This window comes from Streptosporangium sp. NPDC050284, assembly GCF_044459525.1.
In the GTDB taxonomy this organism is placed as follows: Bacteria; Actinomycetota; Actinomycetes; order Streptosporangiales; family Streptosporangiaceae; genus Streptosporangium.
In genome coordinates this window covers 150,383-170,091 of sequence record NZ_JBITIZ010000016.1, presented here as the reverse complement: position 1 = coordinate 170,091, position 19,709 = coordinate 150,383, and the positions used below count along the sequence as shown (strand labels likewise).

The following is a 19,709-nucleotide window of genomic DNA, read 5'->3' as shown; positions in this document are numbered from 1 at the left end:
CGGTCGACTCTCCTTCCACAGGTGTCGATTCTCCTTCCACAGGTCAGGGAGTGACGGTCGAAGGGTCGTGGGGGAATGTCGCAGCCGTGAGGAAACGTCCGTCCTTCTGCTCCACCGTCAGCTCGCCCCCGTTGGTCGCCACCCGTTCCCTGAGGGTGGCGAGCCCTCGGAGCGCGGGAAGCGGGGCGTCCGGGACGCCGTCGTTCACGATGACGATGCCCGACTCAGAGAGGGTGACGCGCACCTGCCTGGCCTGCGCGTGCCGCAGGATGTTGGTCGTCGTCTCCCGTAGGACCAGGCCGAGCAGTTCGCCCGCGCGGGCGTCGACCTCGGCCTCGCGGTCGACGCGTACGTGGATGCCCGCGGCCTCGAAGAGGTTCTTCGCGTTCTCCAGCTCCGCGGAGAGGTTGAGCCGCCGCTGGGCGTAGGCGAGCTCCTTGGTCTGGTTGATGGTGTCGCTGACCAGGGCGTGCACCTCGCGTAGCTCCTGCTCGGCCCGTTCGGCGTCGCTGCGTACGAGCCGCTGCGCCAGCGCGATCTTGAGCTTCACCACGTGCAGGGTGTGGCCCTGGATGTCGTGCAGGTCGCTGGCGAACCGGACGCGTTCGCGGATGACGGCCAGCTCCGCTTCGCGCTCTCGTGCCTCCTCCAGCTCCTCGACGAGGCCGTAGAACCGCTTGTTGGGGAACATGAGGCCGATGACCGCGGCCGTGCCGCCCGTGGGAAAGACGACGTACTCGATCAGAGCGGAGGAGTCGACCTCCTGGGTGATCAGCAGCCTTGTCGCCCCCACCGCGGCGACGTAGGCGACCACTCCCAGGGCCGCCGCGACCCGGTGGCGCGGTAGCTGGGGGATGACGTGGGAAGCCACGATCGAGATGCCGTAGAACGCCATGCCGCCGCCGACCACGAGCACGGAGAAGGGCCACACGGCCGCGGCGACGATCAGGCAGGGGATCGCGACGCGCAGGACGTCGCCCGCCGCCCACCGTACGAAGGCCACCAGGGCCGCCACCACGCCCGCGCTCAGGACAAGGGCCTCCCACCAGGTCCTGGCGTCCTTCACCACCACCAGCACCCCGACGCCGATGAGCATCGGGAGGAACAGGGTGAGGTTGAGCCTGCGCAGCCGCCCCCGCGTGGACTCGGTGGCCTGGGGCACCGCGTGTGTCGGGCTCACTGATCCTCACCTGGTCGCCGGACGGTCGGTCCTCGCGGTCGGGCCGCTGGGCCGCGGGTCGTACACAGCCGCAGGTCGTACACGTCGGCCGTGTCCACAGTCGGCGGCATCGCGCGGTGGTCCCGCAGGAACGGCTCTCCAGGGTCGAACAGCGGAGTCCGCCCCGGCATTCCTCTCGCTCCGGGGCACCACCGGTGACACCGTTTCATGGATTAAATGGATTGACCTGCGGAAACGTCACGACAGCCCCTCGCGTCCCGCCGCCGCGGCAGGAGCACACGAGGCACTCTCGTACGGTCGGCGGCGTCGAAGGGTGTCATCGGCGCGGCTCCCAGCGGAAGATCCGGGAGGCGAGCGCGACGGCGACGATCACCCAGCCCAGGGTGGGCGCGAGGAGGATCAGGGAGTCGGCGACCGGAACGCCGCCGTTCCAGGCGTTGACGGCGAGTTCGGTGGCCGAGCCGCCGGGGAGCAGCCGTTTGAGCATGGCGAGCTCCTCGGTGCCGGTGATTCCCACCCAGCTGGCCACGGCGATGGCGCCGAGGCTGACGGGCAGCGTGGTCACCTGGGCGTGTTCAGGGGAGTTCGTCACTCCCGCCGTGGCCAGTCCCAGGCCGAGCATCATGACCACCATCGAGAGGACGGCCGCCGCCAGGAGGAGGACGTTGTCCGGCCGGCCCGTGACGGTGGCAAGCGCGGTCATGATCACGGCAACCTGGACGAGCGAGATGACGGTGACCGGGAGGATCAGCCCGGAGATGATGTCGCCGTCGCTCGCCGCGGTGGAGCGTAGCCGCTTGAGGAAGAGGTTCTGCCGACGCGAGGCGAGGGTCGTCACCGTGGTGGTGTAGAGCCCGAACGCCCCCACGGTGAACATCGTGATCGCCGCGATGTATCCGAGGCTGCCGATGGCCGCGAAGACCTCGTGCTGGTAGATGAAGAACCCGCTGACCACTATGGGCATGACGAGACTGGTGACCAGGACCAGACGGTTCCTGAAGATCTGGATCAGCTCGCTGCGAGCGATCGAGAGCATGGCGAAGCTTCTTTCCTTTGGGAATTCGGGGGTCTACTGAGGATTCGGGGGTCTACTCGCTTGAGAGAGCGGAGGTTCGCTCGCTTGAGCTTGCGAGGGCGGAGGTCTACTCGCTGCCGAGGGCGCGGAAGACGTCGTCGAGCCGGGTCGATCCGGCCTGGAGGTCCCGCAGTTCCACCGAGTGGTCCTGCGCCCAGCGGAGCAGGGTGTACAGGTCCTTCTGCAGACCGAAGGTCTCGATCAGGAACGTGCCTTCGGCGTCGCGGGCGGCCTGCAGCGGGAGTGGCGCCTCGGGGAGGGTGCCCGGCAGGGAGAAGCGGATGGTGGAGGGCAGGGTACGCGTCAGTTCGGAGACGGTTCCCTCCCGGTGGAGGGTGCCCTGGCGCATGAGGCCGATGCGGTCCGCGTACTGCTGCGCCTCTTCCAGGTAGTGCGTGGTGAGAACGATGGTGGCGCCGTCTTCGCGCAGCTTGCCGACGGTCTTCCACAGGTCGTCCCTGGACTGGATGTCCAGGCCGGTGGTGGGCTCGTCCAGGAAGATCAGCTCAGGCGTTCCGTACACGGCGGTGGCGAAGTCCAGGCGTCGCTTCTCGCCGCCGGAGAGCTGGGCCACCTTGGTGTCGGCCTTGCGGGTGAGGTTCACGACGCCGAGGACGCGTTCGACCGTGTCCGTGCGCCGGGTGAGTTTCCCGATGAGCCGGACCGATTCCCGCACCGTCAGGTCCGGGGAGAACCCGCTTTCCTGCAGCATGATGCCCATCCTGGGTCGTACGGCGTTCCGGTCGTTCGGGCTCTGCCCGAAGACCCGCACGGTGCCCGAGGTGGCTCTGCGGTGGCCTTCGATGGTCTCCAGGGCCGAGGTCTTCCCCGCCCCGTTCGTGCCGAGCAGCGCGTAAAGCTCTCCCTGCCGTACCTGGAGGGAGAGGTCCTTCACTGCGTGGAAGTCGCCGTAGGCGAGATTCAGACGTTCAACGTCGATGACCGATGTCGAGGACATGCATCGATCTCACCAGCCGCCGCGCTCATCGGGCAGTGCGACCACGTCATGAGCTTGTCATGACATTTATCGGGTGAACGTATGACGTGGCGTCACTGTCGCCACCCCGGACCACCTTCTTAGTGTGACCGATCAGTTGCGATAGGTTACGGATCATCGTTTGGGAAGTCCTCGTACGGCATGTGGCAGGAGACGATGGTGGACGAGATCCTTCTGCAGGTCAGGCAGGGTGAGAGGTTCGCCTTCGGCCGCAACTGGAAGGCGTTCGTCGCACGTGTCGACGAGAGTCGCGTCCAACGCGCGATCGACTCGCTGCGGGCGGCCCTGGAGGTCGAGGATCTCGCCGGGCGCACCTTCCTCGACGTGGGCTGCGGCAGTGGTTTGTTCTCACTCGCCGCGCATCGCCTCGGGGCCCGCGTGCACTCCTTCGACTCCGACGCCGAGGCGGTTGAGTCCGCCGTACGGCTACGGCACGCCTTCGCTCCCGACAGTTCCCGGACCGTTGAAGGGGGAGCGACCGGCACCCCGCGGATGACCGAACGGGAAGCGGCCGACACCTCCCAGATGCTCGAAGAAAGAGACGCCTCCTGGACGATCGAGCGGGGGTCGATTCTGGACGACGGTTACCTCGCGGGGTTGGGGACCTTCGACGTGGTGTACTCCTGGGGAGTCCTGCACCACACCGGGGCCATGTGGCGGGCCTTCGACGCCACCGTCGGGCTCGTCGCCCCCGGCGGGCTGCTGTTCGTCTCGCTCTACAACGACCAGGGCAGGCAGAGCCGGGTCTGGACCGCCGTGAAGCGGCGCTACAACCGGTCGGGGCCGGTGACCCGTTGCGCCCTGGTCGCCGGGAGCGCGGCGTACATCTACCGGGCCTGGCCCCTGATCAAGGTCGCGCGGCTGCTCCGTGGCCGGGCCGACCCCACGGCCCCCCAGCCGCGGGGCATGTCGCGCCGGCACGACATGCTCGACTGGGTGGGCGGGTACCCGTTCGAGGTTTCCAGGCCCGAGCAGGTCCTCGCCCGTGCCCGCGCGCACGATCTCAGCCTCCTGCTCCTCAAGACGTGCGCGGGCGGACTCGGCTGCAACGAGTATCTGCTCAGGCGACCAGCCGAACCAGTCCGACCGGCCGAACCAGCGCGATCAGCCGTATCAATCGGGTCAGCCGAATCAGCCTGATCAGGCGGGTCGCCCCCGATCAGTCGGATCAGCCGACGCGCAGGAGTCCGCGGACCCGGTGGGCGATCTCGCGCACCTCGGCGGCCCCCGGGCTCAACCTCCGCAGGGGCACTCCCGCTGATCGCGCGAACCAGACCAGCTGGGTCGCGGCGAGGGCCGTGTAGGCGATCGTGGACGCCAGGGCGCACCCCGCGACACCCGCTTCGGGGATGAGCAGGACGTTCAGTACGAGGTTCGCCGACAGCGCCGCGCCGTACATCAGCGAGGTGACGAGCGGCAGGTCGAGGCGGAGCAGGTAGGCCGCGGCCGGGGCCGCGGTCGCGGCGGCGGCCACGCCCGGTGCGAGCACCAGCATCGGGACGACGCACCCGGCGAAGGCCGGACCGGCCGCGGCGACCACCAGGAACGGCCCCGTCAGGCAGAGGAGGGCGAGTGACGAGGCGGCGAGGACGGCGGTGATCCGGATCGTCCGCGCCGTGTACGCGGCGGCCGCCTCCCGGCTCGACTCCATCTGCCGGGGCAGGGCGACCTGAACCACCGCGCCGGTCATCGCCCGCAGGAGTTCGGCCGGTGTCACCGCCATGGAGTAGATCCCCACCGAGGCGGGCGTGCTCATCGCGTTCAGGATGAGGACGTCGAGCCGCAGCAGCAGGAAATGACAGACGTACCCCGGGTGGTAGCGCAGCCCGCACGACAGCGTACGGGCGGCCAGCCGCCCCTCGCGCGGGCGGCGTACCGGCAGGGACGGCAGCAGGAGCAGCAGGTTCACCACGAAGGAGAGGGCCCAGACGATCACTACTCCCTCGACGGTGAGCCATCCGGGAAATCCGAGGGCCGCCAGGGCGGAGCACTGCAGGGCGGCTCCGGCCAGCGAGCCCCGGTTGACGACCCCTGTGCGGGCGCGCAGGACGTGCACGTTGTTGACGTAGACGATCGTCGTCATGACGGGTACCGCGGCCAGCCCCCAGACCAGGGTGGAACGGTCGGCGCCGACGCCCGGCAGGGGCGCGACCGCGAGGAAGGCGATCCCCGCCGCCACCGCGCCCACGGCGAGCCCCAGCCACGGGGAGTTCGCCGCGATCGCGGGCCGATTCTCCTCCCGCGTCCACAGCGCCGTCTGTGACTTCTCCACCGACAGGTTTCCCATCGCCGCCGCCGTGGTCGCGATGGTGACGATCACCCAGTAGGCGCCGCGGTCCCCCGGTCCCAGGGCGCGGGCCACGATCACGCTGGTGAGTCCTCCGGCGACGGTGAGCGTGAGGTGGGTGAGGAGCAGGTGGGCCAGGCGAGTGGCGGTCGCGTCTCCGCCGCGCCCCGTCGCGACCGTGGCACTCACGTGAGCCGCGGCCGCCGACAACGGTCCTCGGCCGGTTGTACGGCGGGTTGTTCGGCCGATCGTGCGACCGGTTCCACGGCAGGTCGCGCGACCGACTGCCCGACCGGTTGTACGGCGGGTTGTTCCGGCAGGTGGGTTCGGTGCCAGAGCTCGAACTGCAGCAGCGCCCAGATGCGCTTCGAGTGGTCCCGGCCTGCGGCGTGCTCGGCGAGCAGGCGGGCGACGACCTTCGGATCGAAGATCCCCCGGTCCCGGGCGGTGGCGTCGGTGAGCAGGTCGTGGGCGAGGGGACGCAGCCCGCTCCTGAGCCAGGAGGCGAGCGGCACCCCGAACCCCATTTTCGGGCGCCTCAGCAGGTGGGCGGGCAGCCAGCCGGCGAGGGCGTGTTTGAGGAGGTACTTCGTCGTACCGCCACGGACCTTCAACTCCCCCGGCAGGCCCGCGGCCCATTCCATCAGGACGTGGTCCAGGAAGGGGGAACGCGCCTCAAGCGAGTAGGCCATCGTGCTGATGTCGGTCTTCACCAGCAGGTCGCCGGGCAGGTAGGTGTTGACGTCGACGTCCATGGCCCGGGTGAGGTCACAGCCCGCCGAGGACTCCTCGAAGGCCCGCTCGATGATGTCGCCGCTGTGGACGCCCGCCACCCGGCCACGCTGCCACGGGGTGTAGACCTGCCACTTCTGTTCCTCGGTGAAGTAGGACATCAGGCGTGTGTATCCGCCTGCCGTCGGCAGTCCGGCCAGTTCCATGCCCCACCCCGCCTTGCGGAGCATCGATCCCGGGCGCGACAGGGCCTGCACGCTCCTGCCCGCCGCGCCCAGCAGCGGTGACGCCGCCGACGGCATCCGCAGCCGGGAGATCCAGCGCAGCAGCGCGTAACGGCGGTAGCCGCCGAAGGACTCGTCCCCACCGTCCCCGTTGAGCACCACCGTCACCTCCCGGCCGCTCATCCGGGCGACGAGGAGGCTGGGAATCGCCGAGGAGTCGGCGAACGGCTCGTCGAAGTGCCAGGCCAGGGTGGGGAACACGTCCAGCGGGGCGCCGGAGAGGACGAGCTCGGAGTGGTCGGTGCCGTAGAGGGCGGACACCTCCCCGGCGTGCGCGCGCTCGTCGAAGGCGGCCTCCTCGAAGCCGACGCAGAAGGTGCGGACCGGCCGCGAGGACTGCCGTGCCATCGCCGCGACGACCGCGGAGGAGTCGACGCCCCCCGACAGGAAGGCTCCGATCGGGCGCTCGCCGGTCATCCGCAGCCGGGTCGCCTCCAGCAGCAGCTCGCGGAGCCGTTCGGCCTCCTCCTCCACGGCGGCCACCGGGCGGAGGGTGGCGTCCAGCCGCCAGTAGCGGTCGACGCGCACCCGGCCTTCCTGCCACACCAGGGTCGAGCCCGGCGGGAGCTTGCCGATCCCCTCGAAGATCGACCAGGGGGCGGGCACGTACTGGAACGTCAGATAGTGGTGCAGGGCGACCGGGTCGATCTCGCCGCGCCGGCTCGGGTCACGGATCAGCGCCTTCAGCTCGGAGGCGAAACGCAGCGAGCCCGACCTCGTCTCCCAGTAGAGCGGCTTCTTGCCGACCCGGTCACGGGCGAGCAGCAGCCTTCGCCTGCGCCCGTCCCACAGGGCGAAGGCGAACATGCCGCGCAGGCGGTGAACGAGGGCGTCGCCGTGTTCCTCGTACAGGTGGACCAGGCACTCGGAGTCGCCGTTCGCGGCGAGGCGGTGTCCCTTGGCCAGCAACTCGGCCCGTAGCTCGGCGAAGTTGTAGATCTCGCCGTTGAACACCGCGACGACGTGGCCGTCCTCGCTGTAGACGGGCTGGTCGCCACCGGCCACGTCGACGACGGCGAGGCGGCGCGTGCCGAGCACGGCCGAGTGCTCCACGTGCAGGCCGCCGCCGTCGGGGCCGCGGTGCGCGATCGTCTCGCACATGTCGCGGACCGTGTTCGGGTTCACCCCGTCCGGGCAGACGGCACCGGCTATCGCGCACATCGCTCCTCCAGAAGGCGCCGGTACAGCGTCAGATGCCGGTCGATCATGGAGTCCACGCGGAGGTTGTCCAGTGCCCAGGCGCGGGCGGCGCCGCCGAGGGACGCTCCCAGGCGAGGGTCGCGCAGCACGCGCTCCAGGGCGTCGGCCAGTGCCCGGGGATCCTGCGGGGGGACCAGCAGCCCGCGCCCGTTCAGCAGCTCGCGGGTGCCGCCCACCGCGGTGGCGACGATCGGCCTGCCCGCCGCCATCGCCTCCATGACCGCGTTGCTCATCCCCTCCTGGAGCGAGGCGAGCACCACCACCGACGCCCGGTGCACCAGGGCCTGGACGTCCCTGCGAAGGCCCAGGAGGCGCAGGTCCACCCCCAGGCTCTCCGCCTGCGGTGTCAGTGCGTCGCGCTCAGGTCCCTCTCCCGCGAGCACCAGCGTGCACGGCGTACCCCGGTCCGCCAGCAGCGCCATCGCCTCGATGAGGTGGCGGTGGCCCTTGTACGTCATCAGGTTGGCGACGCAGCACACGACCGGCAGGTCGGTCGCGATCGACGCGGGCGTGACGGGCAGGAAGGCCGACTCGGGGAGCCCGTTGTAGATCACGCTGATCTTCTCCGGGGCGAGACCCTCCACCCTCCTGGCGTCCTCCGCCACGGCCACGGCGTTGGCCACCACGTGCCGCGTCAGCCGGACGGCGAGGCGCTCCAGTGCGTGGATCCCGTACGGGAGCCTCTTGAAGAGGCTCAGGCTGCGTCGTCCCGCCACGATGACGGGGACCCGGGCGAGCCAGGCGATCGGCGTGCCGATCACATAGGCGTGGTACAGGAAGGCGTGGAGCACGTCCGGCCTGAGCCGCCGTACCAACCTGACGAGGCGTACCGCCGCGAGCAGGTTGCGGGGAAGAGCGGTGATTCCCGTCGACAACGCCGTGAACCCGGCGTTGTGCACGGGGACGCCGGCGCGTTCGAGCGCGTCACCGTACGGACCTCCCAAGTGCAGGGTGACCACGTCGACCTTCACGCCGTCGCGGGCCAGGCCCGTGGCCAGGAGGAAGATCTGCTTCTCGGTGCCACCGACTCTCAACTGCCCGGCCAGCAGCAGGACGCGGCGGAGCCCGCCGGATGCCGCCTCCCGGTTCGGGATCACCCTGCGGCTACTCTTCACATTCGCGATCTTACGTTCGGTTATCGCCGGCGTGAGGGAGATCGCCGTGGCCGTTGAGCGTGTCGCGGCCCGGCGGGCGGGGCCGCTCCCCGTCCGCCTCCTCTTCGCCGACGACGAGAACGTCGTATCCACTCCGCCGACAGGCGCGCCGTCGGCCCGGCCCACTCGGTCCGGCTACGCGACCCGTCGGCCCTGACCGTTCGGATCAGGTACGCGGTCCCGGGGCCCGACGGAAGGCGAAGGGCTGGCTCTCGCGGCCGGGGACGACGAACCAGCACTCACCGGTGCCGTCGCTGTCGAGCAGCCGGAAGAAGGTGTCGACGACGGACGAGACGTCGAGGATCGGGAAGCCGAGTCCCTCCAGCACCGCCTTGCTCTCGCCGAGGATCGCGGTGTCGGCGAAGGACGGGCAGAGCGCCTGCACCCTGATGCCGTGCGGCCTGAGGTCCTCGCCGAGCGAGCGGACGAGTCCGACGACGGCGTGCTTGTTGGCGGCGTAGACGGGGTCGGACGGGATGCCGACGATGCCCGCCATGCTCGCGGTCGCCACGATCGTGCCGCCACCCGACGCCCGCAGGGCGGGGATCGCGGCGTGCGCCCCGAAGACGACGCCGTCGAGGTTCACACCCATCGCCAGGCGGTAGCGCCGGATGTCGAAGTCCTCCCCCAGGCCGCAGCCCGAGGCGATGCCCGCGTTGAGGAAGGCGAGATCGAGCCTGCCGTACCGCTCGACCGCGGTCGCCACCGCCGTCTCGTTGTCCTGCGGCCGGGACACGTCGCAGTGGACGTACGTCGCTCCCAGCTCGTCCGCGAGCCTGCCGCCCGCGACGTCGTCGATGTCGGCGAGGACGATGCGGGCACCGCCCTCGGCCAGCCGCCGGGCCACTCCCGCGCCGATGCCGTTGCCGCCACCGGTGACGAGGGCGACCCTGCCCTCCAGTTCGTCGGCGCGGACCACGTTGAACGCCTCCGCCGGGGTCCCCTGGCTCCCCGTTCCCAGCCCGCTGAGCAGCCCGCCCCCGGTGAGGCCGGCCTTCGCGCCCGCGCCCGCCTTCTCCGGGTCCCCCGTCCTCGCGACCTCCACGCTCGTGTTCTCCGTGTTCACAGGGGCGGCCCTCCGGTGGCGGCGTTGGTCGAACCCGTACTCCGGTACGCCGCGATCGTACGCTCGGCGACACGGTCAGGGGAGGTTCACGCGGGTGCGACGGGTCTCAGGCGCCCGCGTGGGCCGCCTGGAACGCGCCTCCCGCCGCGTAGGTGACCAGCGTGGTCAGCACCTCCTTGACCGAGTCGCGCCTGCGCACGTCACAGAGGATGATCGGTGCCACGCCGTCCAGGCCCAGTGCCCGCCGTACCTTGATCGGGTCGTGCCGGCGCGCGCCGTCGAAGCAGTTGACCGCGACGACGAACGGGAGCCCGCGCTGCTCGAAGTAGTCCACGGCGGGGAAGCAGTCCTGCAGGCGCCGGGTGTCGGCGAGGACGACCGCGCCAAGGGCGCCGACGGACAGCTCGTCCCACATGAACCAGAACCTGTCCTGGCCCGGGGTGCCGAACAGGTAGAGCCAGAGCCCGTCGCGGATGGTGATCCGGCCGAAGTCCAGCGCGACGGTCGTGGTGATCTTTGACTCCACGCCCGCGGTGTCGTCCACGTGGATGCCGCGCTCGCTCAGCAGTTCCTCGGTGTGCAGAGGCCTGATCTCGCTGATCGTGCCGACCATGGTCGTCTTGCCGACTCCGAAACCACCGGCGACAAGGATCTTGATGGCCATCGCGGGGGTGTCGCCCGGGGGCATGCCCGGCTCAGAGGCCGCGTATTCCATGCAGCACTTCCCTGTAGATGCGTTCGTCGATCGTCTTCCCCATCGGCCGGGGCTTGTCGATGGTGACCAGGCCCTCGCGTCGCAGCTCGCTGAGGAGTACGCGGGTGATGTTGAGTGGCAGCTTGAGATGCGCGGCGACGTCGGCCACGGTGGTGGGCCGACGGCATGCGTACAGCATGTTGAGATGTTCGGGCATCAGCCCGACCGGCTCGAAGGGCACCTCGACGGTCGTGACGATGGCCACCAGGTCGAAGCTCTCCCCGACCGGGCGCGCCCTGCCTCCGGTCACCCCGAAGAGCCTGACCAGAGGCCCTGGATCCTCCCCCATCACGTCCTCGTACCGTTCCAAGAGGGCGCTGGGGCGGCTCCCCTCGGCTGAGCGGACAGATGCTCGCCGACGCGCTTGACCAGCAGCGCCATCTCGTAGGTCACCATGCCCAGTTCGGCGTCGCCCGCGGCGAGTACGGCCAGCCTGGCTCCCTGTCCCGCCGCGGTGACGAACAGGAAACCCCCCTCCATCTCGATGATGGTCTGCCGTACGCCGCCGAGGCCGAAATGCCGCCCAGCGCCCAGCGCGAGGCTGTGGCTTCCCGCCGAGATGGCGGACAGGTGTTCGGCGTCCTCCCGGGTCAGCCCTCGGGAGCCGCCCATCGCCAGGCCGTCGGCGGACAGCACGATGGCGTGCCGGATACCGGTGACCCGCTGGGTCAGGTCGTCGAGCAACCAGCTCAGTTCAGATCTGGTGTCGGGCATCGGAGTGGCCGTCCTTTCGCTTCCACACGTCCGTTTCCTGCTCCGCATGGCTGCGACCCTGCTGCCAGCCTCGCTGCATGGAGGACATGAGGTGTGAGAGCTCCTCGGGAGTTCGCGCGGTGGTGTCGCACGGCTCGGGGGAGCGTGTCTGGCGGAGCTGAGGGGCCAGGTTAGCCTGCCGTACCCGCATCGGCAGCCCGTCCAGGTCGTCGTCGGTGTCCGGGATGAAGACGGCCCGCCGCACGGGTATCGAGGAGGGGGTTGCGGGAGCCTCGCGCCGCTCCTGGGTGGGGAACCAGCTCGACGTGGTCTCGGGAGTGTGGACCACCTCGTGGTCCTGCGTGCCGGAGAGTGCCCTGGGCCAGTCTTCCGATGCCGCGCTCAGCGCCCGTGCCGGTCCGCCCGGGTGCGCGCCGTCCTGACGCGCCCGGTTCGGCATGGTCTCGGCGGCGAGCGACTCGCAGGTGGCGAGCAGGCTCTGCGGCAGCAACACGATCGCGGTGGTGCCGTCGTACGGCGAGGGGCGCAGTACGACCTTGATCCCGTGCCGGGCGGCGAGCCTCGCCACGACGAACAGGCCGAGCCTGTCGCTGTCCGCCAGGTCGAACTCCGGCGGGTCGGCGAGCTTGGCGTTGAGCTCGTCGAGGTTGGCCTGGCTCAGGCCCAGGCCGCGGTCCTCGACTTCCAGCGCGAAGCCGTTCGCCGCGGTCATGCTCCGCACGTGGACCGCGGTGTTAGGCGGCGAGAAGGTGGTGGCGTTCTCCACCAGCTCGGCGATCAGGTGGATCACGTCGGTGACCGCGGCGCCGACCAGCAGCGGCGCGTGCGGCATGGGGAGCACGGTGACGCGGGTGTAGTCCTCGACCTCCAGGATGGCGCTGCGCACCACGTCGAAGATGGGCACCGGGTCGCGCCACCTGCGGGACGGAGCCGCGTCGGACAGGATGATCAGGTTCTCCGCGTGCCGCCGCATGCGGGTGGTCAGGTGGTCGAGCTTGAAGAGATCCTCCAGGATCTCCGGTTCTTCGACGCGGCGCTCCATCGTGTCGAGGAGCGTGAGCTGGCGGTGGAGCAGCGCCTGGTTGCGCCAGGCGAGGTTCAGGAAGACCAGGCCGACGCCCTTGCGGAGCGTCGCCTGGCCGACCGCGGCCTCCACCGCGGTGCGTCGCACGGCGGAGAACGCGTGCACGACGCGGTCGACCTCGGCGGTCCTCGCGGGAGCGAGCTCGGGGGCCTCGGTCGCCGGGTCCACGTCGTCGCCCCTGCGCAACCGCTCCACCAGCCGGGGCAACCGCTCCTCGGCCAGTTCCACGGCGGACGCCTGGAGCCGCTTGAGCTCGGCGATCAGGGAGCGGCCGAACCGGTAGGAGGCGAGGATGGAGACGACGATCGCGAGCAGGCCCAGTCCCAGGATCAGCCCGATCCGCAGGTAGGTGTCGTTCCTGAGCGCCTCGCCCCTGGTCGCCGAGCGGGCGAACTCCTGCACGCTCTGCTTGTTGACGGCGGTGAGAACAGCCTCGGCGTCACGCTTCCACTCGGCGGCGTCCAGCGGGGGCTTACCGGTGAGGTTCCACGAGAAGATCCTCTCCTCGCCCGCGGTGAACCGCTTGTAGGCGGGGCTCTGCAGGAACGTCTCGTGATCGGCCCGCAGGTCCGGGCTCATGTCCCGCTCCGCGTAGACCAGGTAGTTTCTCCGGCTGGTCATCGCCGAGACGAAGGCCGCGTGTTCCGCGGGCGTCATCGCGCCACGCTTCAGCGCGGCGGTGAGGACGGCGTGCTCCCTGCTCGTGAACTCGGCGGTGGTGCTGTAGGCGCCCATGCCGCGGACGTTACGGAAGGCCTCCAGGTCCGCGATCGCGGTGGCGTCACCGATCTGCCGGTTGGCGACGCCGACGAACTCGTTGTAGCCGTCGGTCACCTGGACGGGGCTGAGCGCACCGCGGTCGGCGAGGGTACGGACCTGGCTGAGCCCTTCCATCGCCGCGATCAACGCCCGGATGTCCGTCGGGGCGTTGTCGGGCTCGTATGCCTCGGCGGACGCGACCGCCTGGCGTACCCGGTCCAGTTGGACGTTCGTGACCCGCCGCTGCTTGGAGAGTGTCTCGTTCTGGGCGGTGGCACCGGCCGACTCGGCGGAGATCTGGCGTTCCCGTTGGATCTCGAAGATCAACCGCCGGATCGGCTCTCCGATCACCTCCCAGCGGCTCTGGGTCTGGGCGATGCCGGCGACCTGCGCGACGGTCGAGTAGGCGACGAATCCCCAGAGGACGATCAGCGAGAGGATGGGAAGGAGCAGGATCGCGAGGATCTTCGAGCGAATCGGAGGGGGGTTGCTCATTCGGACTTTCCAATCCGCGGTTCCTGCGCCTGGCCGGCGCCCGCAGGCCGGACGGGCCCCGCGGTCGCACGCCGCGACTGGTGCGTGTGTGATTCGACACACTATGCCCATGGGACTTATCACGCTTCAAGTCACCAGAGCGAAGATTGAATATCAATGTTCAGGGTGGGTAGGGCGGTTTCTTATCCATAAAAGCGGGATTTCTGACGATCGCCCAGCTCACACCGGGTGTCGCCCGCTAGTGAGCGTTCCCCGCCGTCGCCACGGATTGAGACTGTTTCGTCACCATCCGCCGATCGACCGCCGGTCAGGCGCGAGGCCCCTCTCCGGCGGACCGGGTGCCCTCGCCGGATTCTCACCCCCTGAGGACTCCCGGTCGTCTCGGATCCCGCGGGACGCCGGGCCGCCGCACCCCTCGCGGAGCGCTCAGTCGTCGTCGGGCCTGCGGGCGAGGACCGAGTGAATCTCGAAGGAGGGGGCGCTGAAGCCCGGAGCCGACATGACCTCCCGGACCTCCCTGAGCTGCCCCGAGGTCATCCCCGCCGCCGTCAAATGGTCCTCCAGATGGTGGCTGTTGCTGATCAGGAGGCCGAGCCCGGCGGACCCGCGCTCCCACACCTCGGTCCAACGCACCTGGTCGATGTCGACCAGGCCCGCCGCCGCGATATCCCGCGCGGCCACACTCCCCCAGGTCGGATCGCTACCCGCCGCGCCCAGGACCCGGGCCATGGCCGTGACGTAGATCCCGTACACCTCCCCTTCGCGCCCGCCGGAGGCGGGCGGCGCCACCCAGCGGGTGATGTCGATCTCGTCGAGCTGCAGCCGGCCGCCGGGCCGCAGCGCGGCGCGCAGGCGCCTCAGGACCTGGCGGCGCTGCGGCAGGTGGCTGAGCACGAGCCGGGCGTGGATCAGGTCGAACGCGTCCTGTGGCAGCGGGTCGGTGACGATGTCGTGGCGGGCCACGGTCAGCCCCGGTCTGGACGGGATCAGGCCGGGCTTGATGTCGGTCGCCAGCACGTGTCCACCCGGCGTCACCCGTTCGGCCAGCCAGAGGGCCACGCTGCCACCGCCCGCCCCGACCTCCAGGCACCTCCAGCCGGGCCCGACACCGGTCAGGGCGAGACGCTCGAACGTGAGCGGGTCGAGAAGCCGGGCGAGGTAGTGGTGCTGGTCGGACGAGTGGTCCCCGTCGTTGTCGAAGACGTAGTCGGACGCGGTCGCCGAGTTCTGCCCGGTCATCTGGCCCCTTCCGAGAGTGGTTACCTCGTCCGCATGGTAAGTAGGGTGCCACGGAAAGTGACAGGCATCCGGCCGGACCTGGCCGTCTTCTCTGGAGAACCTATCCCTCCGGTTACACTCTGTACGCATAAAGAACTTTTGTTCGATATATGAACGATGCTGTGTCGCGAGACACAGGTCCCCCGATACACGCGGCCGGCCGCACCCCTGACTCTTCCCGGGCGATCCTGAGTGATCCGGCGAAATACGGTGAGGTACCCCGGTGACGCCAGACATGAGGGGGCACCATGGCGACCGTCGCCGAGCAGTTCATCGAGGTTCTCCGCCAGGCCGGGGTGGAACGGATCTACGGGGTGGTGGGCGACAGCCTGAACCCGGTGGTCGACGCCATCAGGAAGGCCGGCGGCATCGAGTGGATCCACGTGCAGAACGAGGAGGCCGGGGCGTTCGCCGCCTCGGCCGAAGCACAGGTCACCGGGCGCCTCGCGGTCTGCGCGGGCAGTTGCGGGCCCGGTAACACCCACCTGCTCCAGGGCCTCTACGACGCCCACCGCAGCGGTGCCCCGGTGCTCGCGCTCGCCTCGCACATCCCCTCCGCACAGATCGGTACAGGCTTCTTCCAGGAGACCCACCCCGGACGGCTGTTCGTGGAGTGCAGCCACTTCTGCGACATGATCAGCACACCCGAGCAGATGCCCCGGGTGCTGCGCACCGCCGTCCAGCAGGCGATCGGCCTCGGTGGCGTCTCCGTCGTGGTGCTTCCCGGTGACGTGGCGGAACTGTCCGCCGTCCATCCCGCGGGCGAGCACGACTTCCTGACCACGACCGGCACGGTCGTACCTCCCGCCGACCAGGTGGCCGAGCTGGCGGCGGCGTTGAACCGCGCCGAGAAGGTGATGCTGTTCTGCGGCGCGGGGACGCGTCACGCCCGCGACGAGGTCATGGCGCTGGCCGGGCGCGTCCTGGCGCCGGTCGGGCACGCGCTGCGCGGCAAGGAGTGGATCCAGTACGACAACCCGTACGACGTGGGGATGAGCGGGCTGCTCGGGTACGGCGCCTGCCACGAGGCGATGCACGACGCCGATCTGGTGGTGCTGGCCGGGACCGACTTCCCGTACGACGACTTCCTGCCGGGCGCGCGGACGATCCAGATCGACCACGACGCGGGACGGCTGGGCCGCAGGACCCCGCTGGAGCTGGCCGTGCACGGCGACGTCGGCGCGACGATCCGCGCGGTGCTGCCCCATGTCGCCCAGAAGACGGACCGCCGCCATCTCGACAAGACGCTGCGCAAGCACCTGAAGGTGCTGGAGAACGTCGTGGAGGCGTACACCCACGACATCGAGCACCACCTCCCGATCCACCCCGAGTACGTCGCGAACCTGATCGACGAACTGGCCGCGGACGACGCCGTGTTCACCGTGGACACCGGGATGTGCTGCGTCTGGGCCGCCCGTTACCTCAGCCCCAACGGGCGTCGCCGTGTGATCGGCTCGTTCGTGCACGGAAGCATGGCCAACGCGCTCCCGCAGGCCGTCGGCGCCCAGTTCGCGGACCGGCGCCGCCAGGTCGTCTCGCTCTCCGGGGACGGCGGGCTCGCCATGCTCCTCGGGGAGCTTCTCACCGTCCGGCAGCACGATCTGCCGGTGAAGACGGTCGTGTTCAACAACTCCTCGCTCGGCATGGTGAAGCTGGAGATGATGGTGGAGGGGATGCCCGACTTCGGCACCGACCACGCCCCCGTCGACTACGCGGCGATCGCCGGCGCGGCCGGGATCGGGGCGTTGCGGGTGGAGAATCCCTCGGACGTACGGGAGGCCCTCGCCACGGCCTTCGCGACCCCCGGCCCCTTCCTTCTGGATGTGGTCACCGACCCGGACGTGCTCGCCATGCCTCCGAGCGTCAGCGGGGCACAGGTGAAGGGGTTCGCCCTCGCCGCGAGCAAGATCGTGCTCAACGGCGGGGTGGGGCGCATGATCGACATGGCGAAGGCGAACCTGCGCAACATCCCCCGTCCCTGAAACCGACGGGTCCGGCCGTCCGGTCACGATCGTTCCGAGATCCGGACCGACCCGAAGCCGACCCGAGGCGGGGCCGAAGCCGGGCCGACCCGGGATGATCCCGGTAGATCCGCGCCGGCCCGGGGTGGAATCGTCGGCGCAGAGGTTCAGAATGGGCGCCATGGACAACTGGCGTGAGGTCCGCGAGACGCTGCGCGAGTTCGCGTTGCGCCTGCCGGAGACCTACGAGGATCACCCCTGGGACGACACGGTCGTCAAAGTCAACAAGAAAATCTTTCTCTTCCTCGGCGTCGAAGAGCCGACCGAGAAATGGAGACCGAGAGTCGGGATGAAGTTGCCGGAGTCTAGCGGCCACGCGTTGGCGTTCGACGGCGTCAAACCGTCCGGCTACGGACTGGCCAGAACGGGGTGGGTCTCGATCTCCCTGATGAACGCGAGCGCGCTCCTGGAGACCGAGATACTCCTCGACTGGGTCGAGGAGAGCTACCGCGCCGTCGCTCCCAAGAGGCTCGTCGCCACGCTCGAGGCGCCCTCACAGATCGGTGACGGACCGTCGCCCGTGGACGATCGATCACTGTAGTTCCCTTCCATTCGCCCTTTCCTCGTTCAGTGGTCTTGGTCTCGGCGTGTCATCACATGGCCCTCAAGTGAGGCTGTAAGCATCGTCACTGTCACGATGAAGCGGCTCGGCACACCGGAAAAAAAGCGTATTCCGGTCAGCGGATTGGTCGCGGCCACAGACCATGTCTCGAAGGGAATGGTGTCTCCATGATCACTCCCCATCCTCAAAAAAACGCCGCAACCATACGTAAACGACAGAAAGGGCACCGGCCGAAGAAAGGGCCGGCGATGCCGGCCCTTACCGGATTCCTCTGTCTGGCCCTCATGGTCACCGTGTCCCCCGCCCTCCCCTCACCCGCCACCGCGTCCGCGCTCGGCGACCCGTCACCCGACCCGTCCGCGTCCGGCGATCCGTCACCCGACTCCGACTCGTCCGTCACGTCGACCAGCACCTCCACCTCCCCTTCCGGCAGAGACACCGACAACGGGGTCGGCACCGGAACCGGCACCACCGCGACGGGCACGAAAACCGGAACCGACACCGACACCGACGGCCCCCGCCACACGCTTCTGGATCAGGCGCGCAAGAAATGCAGGCCGAGATCCTTCTTCAGATTCCACTCCTTCAGACCGAGGAATTTCTTCATTCCCCGCACGCGCTTCATCGACGGCCCCGGCGGCACGATGACGGTTTCCGTCACCCGGCAGCATCGCGTCTACGCCGAGATGGAGCTGGAAAGGGAAAAACTCAGCGAGATCGACAGGGGCGAATTGATCCGTCAGTTGCGAAACCTGGTCAATCCGCTGCTCGCCGAGGAGTACATCGTCGAGGCCGGGCACGAATACGTGCAGGAGATCACCGACGGCAAGTACGGAAACATGTGGTATCGCGTTTTCGGCTACCGGGTGGGCTTCTCCGCGTGGCGCCAGGTCTACAGCTGCCGGGTCCGCAAGGTCGCCGCCGGAGTGGCCAACATCCCCGCGCGGGTAGAAGGCTGGAGATACTGGGAGACCGACTACCCGAAGTACAGGGGACGCCGGCTGAGCAGGCGCTGAGCCTCCCGGTCCCCGGCGGCGCGTTCCGGACCCCGGCCCGGCGACCGGTCCCGCTCAGTGCCCGCTCAGCGCCCGCTCAGCGCCCGAGGAACCGGGTGGCGTTGCCGCCGAGCAGCTTGGCGCGGGCGGTGTCGGAGAGAAACCCCGCCCGGCGGATCAGCGAGCCCACCGGTGACTCCCCCAGCGGGTAGGGGAAGTCGGAGCCGAGCATGACCCCGTCCTCTCCCATCGTGTCGACCAGCAGCCGCAGCGCCCGCTCGTCGAACACGACCGAGTCCACACTGAACCGGTCGAGATAGTGCGACGGGGGAAACTCCGAGACCCCGACCAGGTCGTTGCGACGGTGCCAGGCGTTCTCGAAGCGGCCTAGCCAGAAGGCGAACGAGCCGCCGCCGTGCGCGAAGCACAGGCGCAGCGTCTTCGGCACCCGGTCGAGGACACCGCCCAGGATCAGGGCGAGCACCGACAGGTGCGTCTCGGCGGGCATGCCGACCAGCCACTGCGCCATCCAGCGCTCCAGCCGTGGACCGCCCGCCATGTCCCAGGGGTGGACGAAGACGGGCGCCCCCACCGAGGCACAGTGCTGGAGGAACTGGACGACTCCCTCGTCGTCGAGGTCGCGGTCGCCGACGTGATTGCCGATCTCGACGCCCGCGTGCCCGGAGGCGAGGCACCGGTCCAGCTCGGCGCAGGCCAGGTCGGGATCCTGGAGCGGCACCTGGCAGAACGGCACCAGCCGCTCGGACTCGCAGATCTCCAGCGCCAGGTCGTTGAACACCCTCGCGACCCGTACGGCCTCGGCCGCCGGACGCTCGTAGGAGAAGAAGACCGGCGTCGGGGAGACGACCTGGACGTCCACCCCGTCGGCGTCCATCCGTTCCAGGCGTACCGAGGGATTCCAGCAGTCGTCGGCGATCCGGCGGAACTCCCGATCCCCGAGCATGATCACGGCCTCCCGCTCGGAGTCGACCCTGAGCCGGGGCGCCCCCGGCCAGCCGAGATCGGGCCAGCCCTTGGGGACGTGGTGCGTGTGAACGTCGATGATCAACGA

Annotated in this window: 18 protein-coding genes; 5 read left to right on the top strand and 13 right to left on the bottom strand. The window is 69.6% G+C overall.

Annotated features, from left to right (window positions below):
- Positions 1–43 precede the first annotated feature (43 nt).
- From ACIBH4_RS31760 to ACIBH4_RS31750, 3 genes are all read right to left on the bottom strand, one after another.
- Entirely contained in the window at positions 44–1,180 is a 1,137-nt protein-coding gene (locus tag ACIBH4_RS31760; RefSeq protein ID WP_362510457.1) for a histidine kinase, read from the bottom strand.
- A gap of 316 nt (positions 1,181–1,496) precedes the next feature.
- On the bottom strand, positions 1,497–2,216 hold the full coding sequence (locus tag ACIBH4_RS31755) for an ABC transporter permease (RefSeq protein WP_362764630.1): 720 nt from the start codon (positions 2,214–2,216) through the stop codon (positions 1,497–1,499).
- Positions 2,217–2,322: 106 nt separating this feature from the next.
- Positions 2,323–3,213 carry an ABC transporter ATP-binding protein gene (locus ACIBH4_RS31750; protein ID WP_362764632.1) on the bottom strand — a complete coding sequence of 297 codons (891 nt, stop codon included), beginning with the start codon at positions 3,211–3,213 and terminating at the stop codon, positions 2,323–2,325.
- A gap of 198 nt (positions 3,214–3,411) precedes the next feature.
- On the opposite strand from ACIBH4_RS31750, the gene ACIBH4_RS31745 reads away from it, so the two are divergent.
- Complete coding sequence (locus tag ACIBH4_RS31745; RefSeq protein ID WP_362764635.1) at positions 3,412–4,392, top strand: methyltransferase domain-containing protein; 981 nt, start codon at positions 3,412–3,414, stop codon at positions 4,390–4,392.
- 28 nt (positions 4,393–4,420) lie between these two features.
- Here the strand turns inward: ACIBH4_RS31745 and ACIBH4_RS31740 are convergent, their stop codons facing one another.
- The 3 genes from ACIBH4_RS31740 to ACIBH4_RS31730 are packed head-to-tail and all read right to left on the bottom strand — an operon-like array spanning position 4,421 to position 8,870.
- Complete coding sequence (locus ACIBH4_RS31740) at positions 4,421–5,728, bottom strand: polysaccharide biosynthesis C-terminal domain-containing protein (protein WP_362764638.1); 1,308 nt, start codon at positions 5,726–5,728, stop codon at positions 4,421–4,423.
- Positions 5,725–7,716 carry an asparagine synthase (glutamine-hydrolyzing) gene (gene asnB, locus ACIBH4_RS31735; protein WP_362764640.1) on the bottom strand — a complete coding sequence of 664 codons (1,992 nt, stop codon included), beginning with the start codon at positions 7,714–7,716 and terminating at the stop codon, positions 5,725–5,727. The genes ACIBH4_RS31740 and asnB overlap by 4 nt, the downstream gene beginning before the upstream one ends.
- Positions 7,704–8,870, bottom strand: coding sequence for a glycosyltransferase (locus ACIBH4_RS31730; protein ID WP_362510439.1), 1,167 nt, complete (start codon positions 8,868–8,870; stop codon positions 7,704–7,706). Before ACIBH4_RS31730 ends, asnB begins: the two co-directional genes overlap by 13 nt.
- Before the next feature lie 46 nt (positions 8,871–8,916).
- Here ACIBH4_RS31730 and ACIBH4_RS31725 point away from each other — a divergent pair, with 46 nt between their 5' ends.
- Positions 8,917–9,066, top strand: a complete 150-nt coding sequence (locus tag ACIBH4_RS31725; RefSeq protein ID WP_362510437.1) for a hypothetical protein — start codon at positions 8,917–8,919, stop codon at positions 9,064–9,066.
- A gap of 9 nt (positions 9,067–9,075) precedes the next feature.
- Here ACIBH4_RS31725 and ACIBH4_RS31720 read toward each other — a convergent pair whose 3' ends face one another.
- From ACIBH4_RS31720 to ACIBH4_RS31695, 6 genes are all read right to left on the bottom strand, one after another.
- Positions 9,076–9,975, bottom strand: a complete 900-nt coding sequence (locus ACIBH4_RS31720; RefSeq protein WP_362764643.1) for an SDR family NAD(P)-dependent oxidoreductase — start codon at positions 9,973–9,975, stop codon at positions 9,076–9,078.
- Between the two features lie 106 nt (positions 9,976–10,081).
- Positions 10,082–10,690 carry an ATP/GTP-binding protein gene (locus ACIBH4_RS31715; RefSeq protein ID WP_350941467.1) on the bottom strand — a complete coding sequence of 203 codons (609 nt, stop codon included), beginning with the start codon at positions 10,688–10,690 and terminating at the stop codon, positions 10,082–10,084.
- Complete coding sequence (locus tag ACIBH4_RS31710) at positions 10,671–11,018, bottom strand: DUF742 domain-containing protein (RefSeq protein ID WP_362510431.1); 348 nt, start codon at positions 11,016–11,018, stop codon at positions 10,671–10,673. Before ACIBH4_RS31710 ends, ACIBH4_RS31715 begins: the two co-directional genes overlap by 20 nt.
- Positions 11,018–11,443, bottom strand: a complete 426-nt coding sequence (locus ACIBH4_RS31705) for a roadblock/LC7 domain-containing protein (RefSeq protein WP_362510428.1) — start codon at positions 11,441–11,443, stop codon at positions 11,018–11,020. Before ACIBH4_RS31705 ends, ACIBH4_RS31710 begins: the two co-directional genes overlap by 1 nt.
- Entirely contained in the window at positions 11,424–13,781 is a 2,358-nt protein-coding gene (locus ACIBH4_RS31700) for a nitrate- and nitrite sensing domain-containing protein (RefSeq protein ID WP_362764646.1), read from the bottom strand. Before ACIBH4_RS31700 ends, ACIBH4_RS31705 begins: the two co-directional genes overlap by 20 nt.
- Before the next feature lie 426 nt (positions 13,782–14,207).
- Entirely contained in the window at positions 14,208–15,020 is an 813-nt protein-coding gene (locus tag ACIBH4_RS31695; RefSeq protein WP_362510422.1) for a class I SAM-dependent methyltransferase, read from the bottom strand.
- Positions 15,021–15,307: 287 nt separating this feature from the next.
- Between ACIBH4_RS31695 and ACIBH4_RS31690 the strand changes: the two genes are divergently transcribed.
- The 3 genes from ACIBH4_RS31690 to ACIBH4_RS31680 all read left to right on the top strand — a co-directional run bounded on the left by ACIBH4_RS31690 (position 15,308) and on the right by ACIBH4_RS31680 (position 18,658).
- The gene (locus ACIBH4_RS31690) at positions 15,308–17,041 is read left to right on the top strand and encodes a pyruvate dehydrogenase (protein WP_362764649.1); all 1,734 of its coding nucleotides are present in this window, start codon (positions 15,308–15,310) and stop codon (positions 17,039–17,041) included.
- Positions 17,042–17,201: 160 nt separating this feature from the next.
- Positions 17,202–17,621: an MmcQ/YjbR family DNA-binding protein gene (locus ACIBH4_RS31685; protein WP_362764652.1), complete on the top strand. Its 420-nt coding sequence runs from the start codon at positions 17,202–17,204 to the stop codon at positions 17,619–17,621.
- A 269-nt stretch (positions 17,622–17,890) separates the two neighbouring features.
- A complete protein-coding gene (locus ACIBH4_RS31680; RefSeq protein WP_362764654.1) occupies positions 17,891–18,658 on the top strand; it encodes a hypothetical protein in 768 nt (255 codons plus the stop codon).
- A gap of 76 nt (positions 18,659–18,734) precedes the next feature.
- On the opposite strand, the gene ACIBH4_RS31675 is transcribed toward ACIBH4_RS31680, so the two are convergent.
- On the bottom strand, positions 18,735–19,706 hold the full coding sequence (locus tag ACIBH4_RS31675) for an amidohydrolase family protein (protein WP_362764657.1): 972 nt from the start codon (positions 19,704–19,706) through the stop codon (positions 18,735–18,737).
- Positions 19,707–19,709: the final 3 nt, after the last annotated feature.